10 protein-coding genes and 1 pseudogene are annotated in these 16664 nt (G+C 67.8%); 3 read left to right on the forward strand and 8 right to left on the reverse strand.

From position 1 onward, the window contains the following. Window positions 1-28 precede the first annotated feature (28 nt). The gene (locus ACQEVZ_RS58680; RefSeq protein WP_433385486.1) at window positions 29-829 is read right to left on the reverse strand and encodes a helix-turn-helix domain-containing protein; all 801 of its coding nucleotides are present in this window, start codon (window positions 827-829) and stop codon (window positions 29-31) included. A 932-nt stretch (window positions 830-1761) separates the two neighbouring features. On the opposite strand from ACQEVZ_RS58680, the pseudogene ACQEVZ_RS58685 reads away from it, so the two are divergent. Together ACQEVZ_RS58685 and ACQEVZ_RS58690 are read left to right on the forward strand one after the other, a co-directional pair. Further along, window positions 1762-2390, forward strand: a pseudogene (locus ACQEVZ_RS58685) (transposase); the annotation flags it as partial. A gap of 891 nt (window positions 2391-3281) precedes the next feature. Then, window positions 3282-3965 carry a helix-turn-helix domain-containing protein gene (locus tag ACQEVZ_RS58690; RefSeq protein ID WP_433385489.1) on the forward strand — a complete coding sequence of 228 codons (684 nt, stop codon included), beginning with the start codon at window positions 3282-3284 and terminating at the stop codon, window positions 3963-3965. Window positions 3966-3995: 30 nt separating this feature from the next. Here the strand turns inward: ACQEVZ_RS58690 and ACQEVZ_RS58695 are convergent, their stop codons facing one another. The 7 genes from ACQEVZ_RS58695 to ACQEVZ_RS58725 all read right to left on the reverse strand — a co-directional run bounded on the left by ACQEVZ_RS58695 (window position 3996) and on the right by ACQEVZ_RS58725 (window position 11309). Beyond that, the gene (locus ACQEVZ_RS58695) at window positions 3996-5414 is read right to left on the reverse strand and encodes an NAD(P)/FAD-dependent oxidoreductase (RefSeq protein WP_433385492.1); all 1419 of its coding nucleotides are present in this window, start codon (window positions 5412-5414) and stop codon (window positions 3996-3998) included. Continuing rightward, on the reverse strand, window positions 5411-5695 hold the full coding sequence (locus ACQEVZ_RS58700) for a hypothetical protein (protein WP_433385495.1): 285 nt from the start codon (window positions 5693-5695) through the stop codon (window positions 5411-5413). The genes ACQEVZ_RS58695 and ACQEVZ_RS58700 overlap by 4 nt, the downstream gene beginning before the upstream one ends. 140 nt (window positions 5696-5835) lie before the next feature. Further along, complete coding sequence (locus tag ACQEVZ_RS58705) at window positions 5836-6807, reverse strand: quinone oxidoreductase family protein (RefSeq protein ID WP_433385498.1); 972 nt, start codon at window positions 6805-6807, stop codon at window positions 5836-5838. Then, window positions 6804-7070: a MoaD/ThiS family protein gene (locus ACQEVZ_RS58710; protein WP_433385501.1), complete on the reverse strand. Its 267-nt coding sequence runs from the start codon at window positions 7068-7070 to the stop codon at window positions 6804-6806. The genes ACQEVZ_RS58705 and ACQEVZ_RS58710 overlap by 4 nt, the downstream gene beginning before the upstream one ends. A 14-nt stretch (window positions 7071-7084) precedes the next feature. Then, window positions 7085-7951 (reverse strand): formylglycine-generating enzyme family protein, encoded by an 867-nt coding sequence (locus ACQEVZ_RS58715; RefSeq protein ID WP_433385504.1) that lies wholly within the window; start codon window positions 7949-7951, stop codon window positions 7085-7087. After that, window positions 7948-9264, reverse strand: coding sequence for a cysteine desulfurase (locus tag ACQEVZ_RS58720; protein WP_433385507.1), 1317 nt, complete (start codon window positions 9262-9264; stop codon window positions 7948-7950). Before ACQEVZ_RS58720 ends, ACQEVZ_RS58715 begins: the two co-directional genes overlap by 4 nt. Before the next feature lie 179 nt (window positions 9265-9443). Then, window positions 9444-11309 carry an FAD-dependent monooxygenase gene (locus ACQEVZ_RS58725; RefSeq protein ID WP_433385510.1) on the reverse strand — a complete coding sequence of 622 codons (1866 nt, stop codon included), beginning with the start codon at window positions 11307-11309 and terminating at the stop codon, window positions 9444-9446. Between the two features lie 147 nt (window positions 11310-11456). Here ACQEVZ_RS58725 and ACQEVZ_RS58730 point away from each other — a divergent pair, with 147 nt between their 5' ends. Beyond that, a complete protein-coding gene (locus ACQEVZ_RS58730; protein WP_433385513.1) occupies window positions 11457-16655 on the forward strand; it encodes a type I polyketide synthase in 5199 nt (1732 codons plus the stop codon). Window positions 16656-16664 lie beyond the last annotated feature (9 nt).

Consider the following 16664-nt stretch of genomic DNA (forward strand, 5'->3'; position numbering starts at 1 on the left):
CGGCGGGCTGCTCCCGCCCTGTGCGGCGTCAGGCCGCCTGCGGGAGCAGTCCGGCATGCGGCCGGCTGTGCGTGGTGCTGAAAGTGGTCCGCACATCCGGCAAAGCGAGCAACAGCGGCGGATCGAACACCCGCGCCGGGCTGAGCCGCACATGCGCGACGGCTTCCGAGTTCGAATGCACCCGGATCGGACCCGTACTGGCCACGAACGGGGCCACGCTGAGGCAATCGCCGATACCGCGCAGATCGCCCGTTCGGCGGGGTATGCCCTGACACAGCAGGTACCAGACACCGCTGGGCACCTTGTCAATGATGAAGCTTCCGGAGCCGTTCATGATGGTGCAGCGCACCGGTTTACCTTCAGGAATTCGACTGGCGAACAGTCCGACGAAGACGACCTCGATCTCGGCGGGCGGACGCACCAACAGCGTTCCGGAGACGACACCGTCCGCGCGGCAAGGGCTGTGCTCTTCCGCGTTGAGGTGAACCAGGTGGCTGACGCCGCGCATTCGGCGGTACTCCGTCGGGGGGAGTCCCACACTGCGCGTGAAGCGCGTGCTGAACGTTCCGACGCTGTTGTAGCCGACGCGGACGCTAATATCGGCGACATTCATCGAGGTGGACAGCAGGAGATCTTTCGCACGCTGGAGCCGCATGGCCGACAGGAATCGGCCGGGCGAGACACCGGTCACCCTTTGAAAGACGCGGGTGAAGTGAAATTTGCTGAACATTGCTGCGCGAGCCATGTCGTCGACGGTAAGGTCCTCACCAATGTTGTCTCGCATCATCTCGAGAGAACGCTGCACCGCCAGTTCGAAGTGATTCTCCATGGCCCCCCCAGAAGACATTGTCATTCGCTCAGCAATTCCGGCCAGACAGTAAGCACCCGCGGAAGATCCGACGCCCACCGAACATTCGCTTCTGCCCGTCGGCTGCCATTCGACCGTTCCGTCGGCACTTACGAGTGCCACCTGGGCAATCGGCAAACTCCCGATCGTCCTGGTGCCTCACATACGGGGACTGCCGGCACATCGAGGTACCCGACATCGACCGCGTCGCATCGCCACCAACGGCGGACTCATGCGTCGAGGTCGTCACGTTCGTCGATTGGCTTAGATCCGGACACGAGGACGATCCTGCCAATGCGATCTTTGACGGGCATCTCAGAAATTGCTTTGAGTCAGCACGATCGAACAAGTACCGCCGGCAGGTTGCGCAACGGACAGCTCCGCCACGAGAGGTGCGGCTCAATATTTGCCATTTGCATAAAACGACAAGTGGCGCCAGCACGGCGAAAACATCTGATAGCGCTCCACGGCGAACGCGTGCAGGAAAACCTTACAGAGAGAAACGTCCAGCCGCTACCTAGCGTATCGATGGTGATCCATCACATAGCACCCTACCTGTCAGTAGACACGGTCCCCGCCTGGGAAAATGCCGCCATGTGGGCCACGATCACCGAATGGGTGAATCTCTGCGACGCATGGCAGTCCGTAAGGACATCACACCGAAACGTTACCCATTGAACAGATCGAGCTCCGATCGACCGTCGACCTTGCACGACCAGCTGCACGTGCGGACGCGACAAACCCTGCAGCACATGCATCGGATACAAACGCCCATGCCGCGCGCACGGCGCATGAGACAGGTCGCGTCCACGAGGTGATGTACGAATCGCCCACCTTTGAGGTGGTTGAGGGTAGAGAGACGGTCACCGACTTGATCTTCGAGCTAACGAAAGTACCGAAGGAGAGATCAAGCGATGACCGCACCTAAGAGAGTGGGTGTCGGCAGGTTCCTGCGTGAGGAACTCGGCTCGGCGTCACCCGATCTGCTGCGTTCGATGGTGAAGTCGTTCGCCGAGGCGCTGATGTCCGCCGAGGCCGACGCGGTCTGCGGCGCTGCCTATGGGGAACGCAGCAAGGAGCGCACGAACCAGCGGCAACGGGTACCGGACGCGGGAGTGGGCCACGCGCGCCAGCACGGTTGAGCTGGCGATCCCGAAGTTGCGGCAGGGTAGCTACTTTCCGGACTGGTTGTTGCAGCACCCGTCGCCGCGCCGAATAGGCCCTGATCTCGGTGGTGGCGATCGCCTATCTGCTCGGGGTGTCGACCCGGCGGGTGGAGAAGCTTGTCGAGCAACTCGGCATCGCCGGTCTGTCGAAGAGCCAGGCGTCGGAGATGGCAGCGCATCTGGACGCCCAGGTCGAGGCGTTCCGCAACCGGCCTCTCGACGCCGGCCCGTACACGTTCCTCGCCCTGGACACCCTGGTGGTAAAGGTCCGCGAACGCGGCCGGAGCGTCAACGTCCACACCCTCATCGCCACCGGCGTGAACGCCGACAGGCAGCGGGAGGTCCTCGGCCTGGACGTCACCAGCGACGAGGACGGCGAAAGCCGCCGCTACATGGGCTTGGAAATCCTCGCCAAAGCCCGCCTGACCGTCATCACCACCGAGGGAGCCGAACCCAACACCGACGCCACCTAACTGATCGCCGCATAACATCAACCACAACGGATCAGCAACGACCGCCTCTTACACCACCAGCGCGGACACGACCGAGAGACATACCGGGACCCGGACGGCGGCCGTGACGGATGCCGGACGGCGGCAGAATTTGGAATCACGCGTCTGCGGTGCGCTCGACGCCGGCCATGCACCCAGTCCGACACGCAGGTGGCGGCGCCGGCGCACCTGCATTCGGATCACAACCGCTCGCGGCCAGACACCGCTGGCACACCACCATTGGCACCGGATGGCAACCGGACGCCTGACCGCGGAGCCCCATCTTCGCGGCGCCCGACTGAGGACCAAGGGCTCGCAGGCAGCTACTGCCCGACCGGAACATACCGCCTTGCCGGCGGACGCCACCTCGGAGCACCGCCCCGCAGCGATCACGCCCGCCGACGCCAGCCCAGCGGTCCGCAACTCGACGCCGGCCCAGGTGATGTGCGTGCCGTCGGGCGAGGTCAATCCGATACGACCGGCATTCATGCGAGAGACTGCCTGCACAGCGAGACATTTACCAACGCAATACTCCAACCGCTGGTCCGCAAGACCCCGACTGCACAGTAGTGCATTTAAGTCCGCCGCTCAAGTGTTGCTCGACACAACAAGCGTGCTTTACGTTGTTGGCGGCGATCCGGGTGATCGCAGAGATTATGGCGAGTAGCACTCATCACTCGCTACTTGACGTTCATTTCACTGGTCGACGCATGCACATCGGAGCACCGGGGGTGCATCATAGCGGCAGAAGCGGCGGCAACCAGAGCGGTCGCAGTCATGCGTGACAATATCGGAGAGATTGTCACGGTGGACCGTCTCGCCGAGGCGGCACTCTTCAGCAAGTTTCATTTTACCCGAATTTTCCGGAGTGTCACGGGCATCTCCCCCGGCCACTTCATGTCGGCCATCCGGATCGCAGAGGCAAAGCGCCTGCTGCTGTCAACAAAATATACCGTTGCCGACATCGGCACTTTGGTCGGATACTCCAGTCCCAGCACCTTCAGTGCCCGCTTCACGCGCAGCGTGGGCGTCGGCCCGGCAGCGTTCCGCGGCCGGCACGGTCCTCCGACGACGATCTGCATCGGCTGGCTACCCCAGCGATGCGGCAGCTTCGTCCACGGTGTCGTGCGCACCGACGGCTCCTCGGATACGGGGCCGATCTTCGTCGGACTCTTCCCGCAGCCGATAGCCGAGGGCCGACCCAGCAGCTGGACCGTCCTACCACGGCCCGGCCCATATCGACTTGCCAGCCCCCCGAACGGACGATGGCATCTCGTTGCGTATCCCGTCGGAAGCACTGCGGCATGCAGCACACCAACTGCTGGCCTTGGCGTCGGTGCCCGCAGTGGACCCTTACACATCCCTGTCGGCTTCTATCAGCCCTCCATCAACGTCACGCTGCGCGCCTGGCGGGAGATCGATCCGCCAACCCTGCTGTTCATGCCCGGCGTCACCTGCTAAACAGCAGGGCGGCAGCGACCATTGCGGGACTTATACGAGAGATCGGACCGCTTCGACGTCTGCAGGCGTGTCCCACCGCATGCCATCGACACTGACCGCCAGGAGCCGACGGTCTCGGGACGAGTCGCCTGTGTCGTCCACCGTTGCCGCGCCAGGGGCGTCCTGGCCGTCAAGCCTGGCCGGCGCACCGCGACGGTCCCGGTAGTTCGTGGCGTTCAACAGCACCGGGTCACGCGAGGAGAACCCGCCGAGCGCTTCTGCAGCCCACGTGAGTTTTGTAGCATCCACACCTGTTTCAGGCGCGATGACGTTGAATGTCTCGTCGTAATGAAGCGTTACGAGCTCATCCAGCGGAATGCAGATCCTGCGGTGCTCCGCGCGGTATCGCGCCTCGAACTCATCGAACAACAGCGACTCGTCGGCGTTGTCCAGCAGGGCGGTGTTGATCGATCGTGCGGCTTGCAGAGCTCCGTATGTTGCAAGGTGGATGCCGCGTCCCAGCGTCGGTTCCACGGCGCAGGCAGCCTCGCCGATCCGCACCAGTCCGGGACGCCAGAACGTCGTCCGAGCGTATGTGCGGGCAGAACGCCGGAAGGCCTCGCTCTGTGGGCCCGCGGTTAGCGGGCCACCTCCGAAAAGGTACTCGGCCGCCGCCGGGCACCGATCGAGGAGATTCTGCATCGTCTGCTTGATGTCCGCATCCGTGCGGACGTCAACGTGATCGCGCAGCACGACTCCGACGCCGGTCAGACTCGGCCCGAACGGCACACACCAGAACTCTCCGCCGTTGAATGCGGCAACAAAACTGTCGCCCGGCATCGACACCCCGGCACGCTGCGCTCCGGTGAAATAGCTGAACAGGGTGGTGAATGCGTCGTGCCGGCTTGCTCCATCGACGCCGTCAGCTGCAACGACGTCGAGGCGACCGTCCATGCCGGTGGCGTCGACCACATACCTGCTGGTCGTGCGCCGCCGGACACCGTCGGACGCCACCCAGAATGCGCCGGCGACCCTTCCGTCGTGTTCGAACAGGTCAACCACTTCGCAGCTGTCCCGGAACTCAGCGCCCTGCCGGCGGGCCGCATCGGTCAGGGCCCGATCGACCTGTGCGCGCTCGACGTGGTATGCCGTCGGGACAACACGAGAAAAACGCGACGGAGCAGCGAACTGTATGGGCCACGGATACGATTCGGCGCCCCAGTTCAGGGTCGCGCCGTGGCTCTCGGCGTGTTCATGGGGCTGCAGAAGTGCCTGGGCGCCGGTGAAGGCGAACACGCCGTGGATCGTGGCGGGTGGTAGCAGTTCCAGCATGCCTCCACGGCGCGGCGGCGACTGTTCCAGGAGAAGCACGCGGTGACCAGCCAGCGCCACCAGGGTCGCCACCGTCGCGCCTGCGGGGCCCGCGCCGATAACCAGGACGTCGACGTCGAGGTTGTTGCGCGGGATCATGTGCTGTTCCGCACGACGTGGGAACGGCGCGCTGCGGCGTCCGCGGGAACCGCGCCCGGCGCCTCGTGTGCCGGCGCCCGCCAGTCGAGACCGTGGCCCGACACGTCCAGATTCTGCACGGTCAATGTGCCGGCGCCGAACGCACGTCGCCGTCGCGCGACGGCGGCGCGCACCAGCAACGCGGTTCCCGTGATTGACAACAGCACGAGCACCCGGCGGAGGCGGCGACGCCCGCTCCGAACTGTGGGCTTGTCGAGGTCGTGGAATCCGGCATCCGACACGTATACCTCCTGTGACTGAACCGCAGACGGCGACCGCCTTGGTCGGCCCATGAATTCTCGCACTAGCGCATCGCCGCGGTCACCTTCCGTGTTGCCGCTGCGCCACCTGCCAGTCAGGCGGCGGCCGCTGCGGCCTGCGGTCAGGGGCAGAGCAGCAGCTTGCCGACCGTGTTGCGCGATTCCAACGCGGCGTGCGCCTGTCCAGCTCGGTCAAGGAGGTACCGGCCGTGAATGCGCGGCCGTAGCCGTCCGTCGGCCACGTAGTTCAGCACCTGGTCGGCACGGCGGAGAACGTCGGCGGCGGCACGATCGTAGTGGCTCAGGGACGGCTTGGTGAAGAACAACGATCCCCGGGCGTTGAGCACCCGAGGGTCGATCGACGTCACGACTCCTCCGGTCTGCCCGTAGAGGACGTATGTACCCCGTGGTCGCAGGGACCGGATGCTTTCGTCAACCACAGCGGCGCCGACGGCGTCGTACACCACGTCGACCCCGCGCCCCTCCGTGTAATGCAGCGCCTGCTGTGCGAACGAACCGGCGGAATAGTCAATGACGTGCGCAGCGCCCGCATCCAGGGCGGCGGACACCTTGTCGGGACGTGAGACCGTCGCGATCACGGTCGCGCCGCGCTCCACGGCGAGCTGCGTCAGCAGACCGCCGACACCGCCGGCGCCGGCGTGAACGAGTACAGTGCTATGCCCCTTCAGGGGCACGACGTCGGTGACGAGGAAGTGGGCGGTCATGCCCTGGATCAGTACGGCGGCCGCGTCAGTCAGGTCGACGCCGGGCGGTACCCGCATCAGCCGTTCGGCCGGGACCACGCAGTGGGTGGCGTATGCGCCGCCGGATCCGACCCAGGCAACCCGGTCACCGGTGGCGAAGTCCGGCACGTTCGCACCGATCGCCACGACGACGCCGCTGCCTTCCACGCCGGGTGCGAATGGCAGGGCAACCGTGTATGCGCCGGAGCGCTGCAGGATGTCCAGGTAGTTCACGCCGGCGGCGGTTACGGCGACGAGGACCTCACCGGGTCCGGGCGTCGGCGCTGGCACGTCGACGAGCGTGAGCACATCAGGTGGTCCCTGGCGGAAGGTGACGACCTGTTGCATCATCCACCTGCCATCGGCGAGATGATCGTGACGGTGCGATCGGCCTCAACCGTCGTGTGCGCGCGCATGTGCCGCGGGACCATGATGTCGTCGATGCAGATGTTCAGGTAGGTGAATGGCTGGTCATGTTCGTCGAGCAGTCGGCGGTGAAACTCCGGGTTGTCCGCGGCGAACTGCCGGATGACGTCGTGCAGCGCGCCTTCTGTGCCGGGGAATCTGGTGCGTCCGGCGTTCGTCCACACCGACGGCACCACGATGTTGATCATCATTTGTCTCCTTCTCAGAGATCGCTGGCGCAGCGGAATCCATGGGCGAACGTCGACCAACCGGTCGGATCCCCGTGCATGCGTTCGCTGCATCGGACTTGATAGCGGAAGTTCATCCACGATCCGCCACGGATCACCCGGTAGCGGCCCAGCGTCATCCTTACGGTCGGATCACATACCGAGTCTGGCCCGTACAGACCGGACACCGTGGAGGTCCACTCGTAGACGTTGCCGGCCATGTCGGCGCATCCGAAGATGCTGCGGGCGCGGTTGGGCATGGCCCCGACCGGTGTCGTCCGCGGGATCGGTCCGTCCTTGGCGTAAAGCGCGCGCCACCACTCCTGCCACTGCTCCAGTGATCGGAGCGGGCCCGCGTGCAGTTCGGCGGTGTTCGCCAGGTGCTCATCCCACCGGTCGCCCCACGGCCAGATCCGAAACTGCGCACCGCGCGCCGCGAATTCCCACTCCGACTCTGTCGGCAGCCGTTTGCCGGCCCACGCGGCATACGCCTCGGCGTCCCCAAAGGACATGTGCACCACGGGATGCTGCTCGTACCCCGAGGTCGACGTGCCCGGGCCTCCCGGCGCCCGCCAGGAGACGTTCTCCCGTTCCTGCCATCCCACGTCGGTGTAGACCATGCTCATGCCGCGTCGCTCCGCATCGGAGCGGTATCCGGTGTCGTTCACGAACTGCTCGAACTGCGCGTTCGTCACCGGGAATCTGTCCATGCGGAACGGACGGACGACCTGCGTGGTCGGCGGGGTCTCGTCGCCGAACCATATTCGCGGCAACGGCTGATCCTGTGCCATCAGCCAGTCCAACGCCCACTCCGGTGAACCTTGCTCGAACTGCCCGCCAGGCACCATCACCATCGCGCTCATCGCGTCGCCACTCGGCGTGGCCCGCGATCACCGGGCGTCCGGCGCTGCGCGAGCATGAGACCGTCCACGAGCGTGTCGATCTCGGCCGCGGTCGTGTACAGGTAGAAGGACGCTCGTGTCGTCGCGGTAACGCCGAACCGGGTGCAGACCGGCGCAGCGCAGTGCCGCCCGACACGGACCTGCACGCCGAGCGAGTCCAGCACCCCGCCGAGATGGACCGGGTCCACTCCGAGGACATTGAACGAGATCACCGCCCCGCGATCCACCGTGGTCTTCGGGCCGTACACCCGCATCCCCGGCACCTTGTCCAGGGCCGTCAGGGCGTATGCCGTCAGGTCCTGTTCGTGGCGGTGGACTGCCGGCATGCCGAGCGCGGACAGGTAGTCCACCGCGGCACCGAGTCCGACGGCCGACAGGATCGGCGGGGTGCCGGCTTCGAACCGTGCGGGCGGCCGCGCGTAGGTCGAGTGACGCATCGAGACTGCGTCGATCATGGATCCGCCCCCGAGAAACGGTGGCATGAGCTCGAGGAGCTCGGACCGGCCCCACAGCACACCGATACCGGTCGGTCCGCACATCTTGTGACCACTGAACGCGACGAAGTCCGCATCGAGCACCGTGACGTCGACCGGCATGTGTGGCACCGACTGCGACGCGTCGAGCAGGATCAGTGCGCCGACGGCACGGGCCCGCGCAACGATCGGTGCAATGGGGTTGACCGTGCCGAGGATGTTGGACATGTGCACCACAGACACCAACTTGGTCCGCTCGTTGACCAGCTCGTCCAGCCGCGACAGATCGAGCCGGCCCTCATCGGTCAGCGGGAGCCAGCGCAACGTGGCTCCGGTGCGATCGCACAGCAGTTGCCACGGTACGAGATTCGAGTGGTGCTCCATCTCTGACACCACGATCTCGTCGCCTGGGTGCAGCGCGAAGCGTTCGTCAACGGTCCGTTGGGCCCCCGAGGCGCTGAACGAGTGCGCAACCAGATTGATCGCCTCGGTCGAGTTCTTGGTGAACACGACCTCGTCAGGTGTGCGGGCGCCGACGAAGGCAGCGACTTTGGCTCGTGCCCCTTCGTACGCCATGGTGGCCTCGTTGCCGAGTGTGTGCGCGGACCGCGCGGCGTTTGCGTTGTGCCGCCGCAGGTGCTCACGCATCCGGTCCAACACCGGCGCAGGCATCTGGGATGTGTTCGCGGAGTCGAGATATGTCAATGGGTGGCCATTGACCTCTCGGGTCAGAATCGGAAAGTCGGCACGTACCGCGTCGACGTTGAGCGTCGCGTTCTGCGATCTGATCGTCGTGGTCATGGCCTCCGCGCTCCTTGTTGAAACGTCTCGGATGCGGTCGTCCACCGCCTCAATTGGGCGCCGGCTGGACGGGTTCGCCGGTGAGCCGGCACAGCCTTCACCGTCGCATCAGGCGCAGGCAAGGGCACCTTGCCAAGTGCGTTTCCCAAATGTCTCCGCGTCAAAGGTGTGTCCGGTGCTCATGCGACGCCGGATTCCGTATACCCCGGCCACGCAACGATCAGGTCGGCGCGCCCGGTGACGAGAGCGAGCCGTACCCGGTCGGGCCACGGCTCGACCGCGGGCTCGTAGGGTCGGTCAGCCGCCCAGTCCTCGGGGACCGCGACCGCAACCAAAAGCCCTGTCTCCTCCCGGATCCGACCGGCGCAGACCAGCGTCTGCTGCCAGTTCGGCCCGCGCAGCAGCACACCGGCGAACCCTTGGGCGGCGAATCCGCCGGCCTGCGCCACCAGCAGGTCCGCCGCACCGGACGGCTCAGCATTGGCCGGACAGTGGACATCGACGAACTCAACGCTCCCGACAATGGGATCGACGTCGCAGCGCCGGTCCGGCAACTGCCGCAGGACCGCGTGCGCTCCGGCGCGGGCCCGACCATCGTCCTCGCGCAACAGCACTAGCCCGGCGACCGCGTCATCCGGCGACGTCGACACTCTGCGGTTGGCAAGGCGCAGGGTGCCGCGTCGCAACGGCGCGTCGATCGCGTCGGGCGTGTCAGATGTGCCGGATGGGCGCGCGTCGCTCGGCGCTCCACCGCTTCGCCGGAGTGCGGACTCGGCTTTGGCAACCTGCTCGCCGCAACGGTCTCGCAGGTCGGCATAGGAAAACCCGGCCGCGCGGGTCAGGAAGTGCAGGCCGAACTGTGCTGCCGGCAGGTGCATCCTCCGGCCGAAGGTCTCCCACCAGCGCATGCTGGCCGAGGCCCGCCGCTGGACCCGCTCGACCGGACCGCGGCGGCGCTGCTCGTACACGTGCAACGCGGTTGTCGTGTCGTCGTGCTCGCGCAGCGCTGCGGCAAGCGCGATGGCGTCGTACATAGCCAGTTTCGTGCCGGACCCGATGGTGAAATGCGCTGTGTGCGCGGCATCGCCGATCAGTACGGTGCCACCCGACGACCAACGTTCGTTCTGGACCACCGCGAACCTGTGCCACCGGTTGTTCCGGCTGATCAGTGGCTGGCCCCGCAGGTGTGCCTCAAACATGGTCGACAGCGCGTCGAGCTCGGCTTGGCCGATCGGCACCGCCGCGTCGTCCGCGCCGTCCTTCGGCCCGAAGCCGGAGTCGCGCCATACCGCGTCGTCCATCTCGATGACGACGGTGCTCATGCCTTCGCCGAACGGATACGCATGGGCGGCCACCGCGCCGAACGGTGTCGCGGCGAAGGCGAACGTCGCGACGTCACCGAGCTGCACGTGGGAGCCGAGCCAGATGTAGCGTGCCCGGCCGCGGCGCACCGTGGTGCCGAACTCTGCCGCCCGCGCGGCGCGCAGGCGCGACGCCGCGCCGTCGGCGATCACGAGCAGGTCGTGCCCGGACTGCGGGTGCAGGTCAGCGGGGTTCACCGTGTGCTGGAAGTGCAGCCGGGCACCGGCGTGCTGGGCTTGCTCGCGGAGGATGTCCAGCAGGATCCGTCGCGAGATCGTCGCCATCGCGAATCCGTCGTACCGCATGACCGTGTCCGGGAGGCGTACCTGGACACCGTTGAGTGTCACAGCGGATCGCATGATCCGCTCGTGCGTCTGTGGGTCGTGTGCAGCGATGCCGGCCAGCGACCGGTCGCTCAGCGCCACTCCGAAACCGGGGTTGTCATCCGCGGTGCTGCGCTCGTACACGTCGACGTGTGCGCCGGGCACGGTCATGCCGACCATCCGGGCCAGGAATAGGCCGGCGGGCCCTCCCCCGACCACCGTGAACCTTCGGGATTGCCCATTGCGCATGCTCACTCCCGCCGCCGTACCGATCTGTGTCGCCGCCATCGTCGGCAGATCGGCCCGCTGCCTCACCTCTGTGCATGCGCGATGGGGCCATCCGACGGCATCGCGGGTCATCGGGCGTCCTCGGGCGTTCTGGCGCGGACGCGCGCAAACACGAAGGTGCGCCCGGGAGACACCAGCAAGCACGGTTTAAGCACTACCCCGTGCGTCCTCATACGGCTCGCCTGGTCATCTCGCTGCCCGGCGAGTGAAGGAGTGTTGATGAACCTCCCCGAACCCATCGCAATTGTCGGGATGGCCTGCAGATTCGCCGGGAATGTCGACTCCTTGCAGCAATATTGGCAGCTGCTGCTAGCCGGCGAAACCACCGTCGGAGACCTCCCCGCCGGCCGCTGGGACTGGTACGGCTCGCTCAGCCCCGGACACAGCCAGGCGCTGCGCAACGTCACGCGCCGTGGTGCGTTTCTCGACGACATCCAGCGGTTCGATGCCGAGTTCTTCGAAATAACCCCTCGTGAGGCCGAGCTGATGGACCCGCAGCAGCGCATCACGCTCGAGTTGGCATGGGAGGCGCTCGAGCACGCCGGGATCTCGCCGCACGACATCGCCGGCACGGACACGGGGGTGTTCATGGGCGTCGGTGCCGACGACTACGGCCGTCGGCTGCTGGAGGACCTGCCCAGTATCGAGGCGTGGACCGGCATCGGTGGCGCCTACTGTGCGGTCGCGAACCGCATATCGCACCTGCTGGACCTGCGCGGGCCGAGCATGGCGGTCGACACCGCCTGCTCGTCATCCCTCGTTGCCGTCCACCTCGCCACGCAGGCCCTGCAGGCCGGGCATTGCCCGCTGGCGATCGTCGGTGGGGTCCTCGTGATGGCCGCACCCGGCTTGTCGTTGGTGTTGGACGCGGCCGGCGCCACATCTGCGGACGGCCGCAGCAAGTCGTTCGACGCGGCCGCGGACGGCTACGGGCGCGGCGAGGGCGCCGGGGTGGTGGTGCTCAAGCGCCTGCGCGACGCCCGGCGTGACGGTGACCGGGTCCTGGCCGTGATCCGCGGCAGCGCCGTGCATCAGGACGGGCACACCAACGGGATCATGGCGCCGAACGGCAAGGCACAGGCGCATCTCATGCGACGGACGTACGAGACTGCCGGTATCGATCCCGCCTCCGTCTCCTACGTCGAGGCGCACGGCACCGGCACCCGCGCGGGCGACCCTCTCGAGGTCGCCGCGATGAGCGAGGTGTTCGGTGCGGGCCGGGCCGCCGACCGGCCGTGCCTGATCGGTTCGGCGAAGCCGAACATCGGTCATCTGGAAGCCGGTGCCGGTATCGCCGGGATCATCAAGACCGTGCTGGCACTGCACCATGCCATGATTCCGCCCAGCATCATCGACACGCCGACGCCGGTCGTCTCGTGGGACACCTGCGGCCTGAGGGTCGTCGACCGGCCGACGCCCTGGCTGAGCACCGAAGGACCGCTGCGGGCCGGGGTGTCCGCGTACGGCTACGGCGGCACGTTGGCCCACGTCATCCTCGAGCAGGCAGCCGAACCGTCTGCGGCCGGGCAGGACGCCGGCGGTGTGACCGCGCCCGCCGAGCCCGGCCTGCTGGTGTACCCGATCTCCGGCGCCAGCGAGAGCGCCGTGCAGGCATTCGCCGGCCGGCTGGCCGATCACCTCGAGTCCGCGACGGTCGAGCCGGCGGACGTGGCCTACACGCTCACCCGCCGCCGTGCGCACCTGCCGCATCGCCGTGTGGTCGTGGCCGCCGACGTGCCGCAGCTGGTCTCGCGGCTCCGCGACCTGGCCGACTTCGACGCCTCCACGGCACAGGGCCGGGTCCTGCCGGGTGCCGGGCAGGGGCTCGTGTGGGTGTTCTCCGGGCACGGGTCCCAGTGGACCGGGATGGGCGTCGAGCTGCTCGACCACGATGCCGCGTTCACGGCGGTCATCGACCGGCTGGAGCCGCTCTTCGCGGAGGAGATGGGGTTGTCTCTGCGCGCGGCAATCCATGCCACGCTCCCCCAGCCCGTCGATATCGCCCAACCGATGATCTTCGCGATGCAGACCGCGCTCAGTGCGTCCTGGCGCGCTCGGGGCGTTCGTCCTGATGCCGTGATCGGCCACTCCGTCGGCGAGATCGCCGCGGCCGTCGCCGCGGACGTGCTGACCTTGGAACAAGGGGCGCGGCTGGTGTGCCGGCGGTCCCTGCTCCTGCGGCGTGTCCTCGGTCGAGGGGGCATGGCGATGGTGAACCTCCCGGCGGACGAGGTCGAACACCGCTTGAAGGGCCGCGACGACGATGTCACGGCGGCGGTCGCCTCTTCCACCAAGTCGACGGTCGTTTCGGGCAGTGTGGATACGGTCCAGGCGTTGGTCCAGCAATGGCGGGCCGAGGGCCTCGTGGTCCGTGAGGTCGACTCGAACGTCGCCTTCCACGGGCCGCAGATGGACCCTCTGCTGGACGAACTGGCCGCGGCCGCGGCGGACCTCGTTCCCAAGGCACCGGCAACGGTGCTCTACAGCACGGCGATGGAGGACCCGCGCTCCACGGCACCCCGCGACGGCGCCTACTGGGCCGCGAACCTACGCGGCCGGGTCCTGTTCAGCCAGGCCGTCACGGCGGCGGTGAAGGACGGGTACCGGCTGTTCGTCGAGGTCGCGCCGCATCCCGTGGTCGAGCACTCGATCAACGAGATTCTCGAGGATCTCGGGATCGACGACGCCTGCGTCACGCACTCGACCCGCCGCAGACGCCCCGAAGAAGCGACGCTGCTGGCCAGCCTGGCCTTGCTGTACTGCCACGGCGCGCGGATCGACTGGTCCGGGCCGCACCCTGCCGGGCGCCTGGTGGATCTGCCGACCACCGTCTGGCAGCACCGTCGGTACTGGGCCGCGGAACCGGTGGCGGTGTCCGGAGTCGCTCAGACGCACGAGCCGCTGAGTCACACGCTGCTCGGCGGGCGGATCGCCGTGCATGCCAGCACGCCCGCACAGGTCTGGACAACGCACCTTGAGCTAGACGTCCGGCCGTACCCGGGCCGTCACCCAGTCCGCGACGTCGAGATCGTGCCGGCCGCTGTGCTGCTGAACACGTTCCTGACCGCGGCGTCGCAGACCGTCGGGTGGTCCGATCTGCTCGACATCACCCTGCGCACCCCCGTCAGCCTGACCAGCCCCCGCGAGGTGCAGGTGGTGCTGCAGGACCGCACGGTGCGACTGTCCGCGCGACCTTCCCCATCCCAGGACGAGTCGGAGTGGCTGACCCACACCACGGCCTCGGTCAGGCCTCAGGCACCGCACGAGCCGGGACAGCTCGTGCCGGACCGGGCCGGCGACGCCGCTGATCTAGCGGCGCTGCCGTCCGACCACGTCGTGCACCGGCTCGCTGAGCTCGGCGTGGCAGCCATGGGCTTTCCGTGGCGGCTGCTGCAGCTGCGCGGCGGGCCGGGTTCGATCGCCGCGACGGTCGACGCCGGAGGTGAGGCGTTCCACGGCACGTGGGCGTCCGTGCTGGACGCGGCGTTCTCCGTCGCGTCGGTGTCGTTCTCCGGGGCACCGGTGCTGCGAATGCCCGCACACATCGACCGCGTGCGTCTGGCATCGGTCCCGCCGGTGCAGGCACACGTGCGGGCCGTCGTCACCGGCGAAGACACCGTCGACATCGACATCAGCACGATCGGCGGGGAGGTCGTCGGACGGATCTCCGGGCTGCGCTACGGGGTGTTCGATCGGGCCGAGAGCGCGACCGTCAACCCTCGGACACTGGTCCACGAGCTCGGCTGGGCGCCCGTCGAGTGTCCCGAGCCCACCACCGGAGCGCTCAGGCTCACCGTGGTGGGACCCGATAGTGACCTGCTGACCCGCCTGCGCACGGCGCTTAGCCGCGCGGGCGCCGTCCACCGGGTCATCACGGACCCAGCGGAGCTCCGCAACGATGACCTGGGATCCGAACGTACGGTGCTGGTCGTGCCCGGCCCACGGCCGGATCTCCACACGGCCGCGGCCGCCGCCTACGCGACCTGGCTGCTGACGCGGACGGCACAACGCCTGACCCGGAACCGCCACGCCAAGCCGGCCCGCCTGTGGTGCATGACCGAAGGCGTGAAGGAAGGCGTGGACGACGCCGCGCTGGCCGGTGCGGCCCTGTGGGGGCTGGGTCGCATCATCGGCGGCGAGCATCCGGAGGTCTGGGGCGGCGTGATCGACGTCGACGGTGCGGACCTGTCCCCCGTCGTCGACGTCCTCGCCACGATGCGCCGGGAGGACGTCATTGCGCTCCGTGACGGCGACCTGTCCGTGCCCCGCCTGCGCGAGCTGCGCGGCGAGCCGGTCCGGCCGCCGGTTGCGTGCCGTGCCGAGGGAACGTATCTGGTCACCGGTGGGCTCGGCGCCCTGGGTCTGCGGGTCGCCTGGTGGTTGGCCGGTCGCGGGGCGCGGCGCATCGTGCTCGCCGGACGCCACGCGCTTCCGCCCCGTGACACCTGGGACGCCGTCCAGGACGAGCCGCTGCGGTCCAAAGTGGACGCCGTGCGGTCCCTCGAGCGGGCCGGCGTTACGGTCGTCACGGTCGGACTGGACGTCGCCGACCCGCGGCAGGCGGCCGAACGGCTCAGCCCCGACGCCCTCGGCCTGCCCCCGATCTGCGGCGTCGTGCACGCCGCCGGGGTGGTCGCCAACGGCATGCTCGAAACGGTCGACGAGGTGGCCGTGCACGACGTGATGCGCCCGAAGGTCGACGGTGCGCTGGTGCTGCACGACCTGTTCCCGGCCGCCACCCTCGACTTCTTCGTGCTGTTCTCCTCCAGCGGCCAGTTGCTCGGCCTGCCTGGACAGGGCACGTACGCGGCGGCGAACGCGTTCCTCGACGCGCTCGCCGCGTATCGGCGCCGCCAGGGCGACACCGCGACGATCAGCATCGGCTGGACGTCCTGGCGCGGGCTGGGCATGTCGACGTCATCCGCGGCCATCGACGCCGAGCTGGAGGCCCGGGGCACCGCGGACATCAGCGCCGACGAGGCGTTTGCGGCCTGGGAGGTCGTCGCTCGCCACGACCTCACGTACGCGGCGGTCCTGCGCACGCTCACGTCGGATCCGGGCAACCGCCGGCTGCCGGTGCTCAGCGAGCTGTCACAGGCTCCGGTGGTGCAGCCGGAGGTAACGGGCACGAACGATCCCTGGGCGCAGCTGGCCGGCCAGGAGCTCTACGACTACATCGCGAGCGTGATCCGGGTCAGTGTCGCCGAGGAGACCGGGTTCAACGCCGATGAACTCGACGCCCGCCGGCCGCTGCTGGAGATGGGTCTGGACTCCGTTATGACCGTGCGCATCCGCGGCGCGCTGGAGCGCAGGCTCCGGATTCCGTTGCCGGCGACGCTGTTCTGGGACCGGCCCACGATCGACGCGGTCGCGTCGCTGCTGGTCGAGGTGATCTCGGGGGGTGTGTGGCCGTGCTGACCGGGAGGG

Origin of the sequence: Dactylosporangium sp. CA-152071, assembly GCF_050936335.1 — a bacterium.
GTDB classification, from domain to species: Bacteria; Actinomycetota; Actinomycetes; order Mycobacteriales; family Micromonosporaceae; genus Dactylosporangium; species Dactylosporangium maewongense.

Coding starts and splice junctions, on each gene's coding strand:
- ACQEVZ_RS58680 (WP_433385486.1), bottom strand. CDS start 829: ATGGAGAATCACTTCGAACTGGCGGTGCAGCGTTCTCTCGAGATGATG.
- ACQEVZ_RS58730 (WP_433385513.1), top strand. CDS start 11,457: ATGAACCTCCCCGAACCCATCGCAATTGTCGGGATGGCCTGCAGATTC.
- ACQEVZ_RS58720 (WP_433385507.1), bottom strand. CDS start 9,264: ATGACCACGACGATCAGATCGCAGAACGCGACGCTCAACGTCGACGCG.
- ACQEVZ_RS58715 (WP_433385504.1), bottom strand. CDS start 7,951: ATGAGCGCGATGGTGATGGTGCCTGGCGGGCAGTTCGAGCAAGGTTCA.
- ACQEVZ_RS58705 (WP_433385498.1), bottom strand. CDS start 6,807: ATGATGCAACAGGTCGTCACCTTCCGCCAGGGACCACCTGATGTGCTC.
- ACQEVZ_RS58695 (WP_433385492.1), bottom strand. CDS start 5,414: ATGATCCCGCGCAACAACCTCGACGTCGACGTCCTGGTTATCGGCGCG.
- ACQEVZ_RS58710 (WP_433385501.1), bottom strand. CDS start 7,070: ATGATCAACATCGTGGTGCCGTCGGTGTGGACGAACGCCGGACGCACC.
- ACQEVZ_RS58725 (WP_433385510.1), bottom strand. CDS start 11,309: ATGACCCGCGATGCCGTCGGATGGCCCCATCGCGCATGCACAGAGGTG.
- ACQEVZ_RS58690 (WP_433385489.1), top strand. CDS start 3,282: ATGCGTGACAATATCGGAGAGATTGTCACGGTGGACCGTCTCGCCGAG.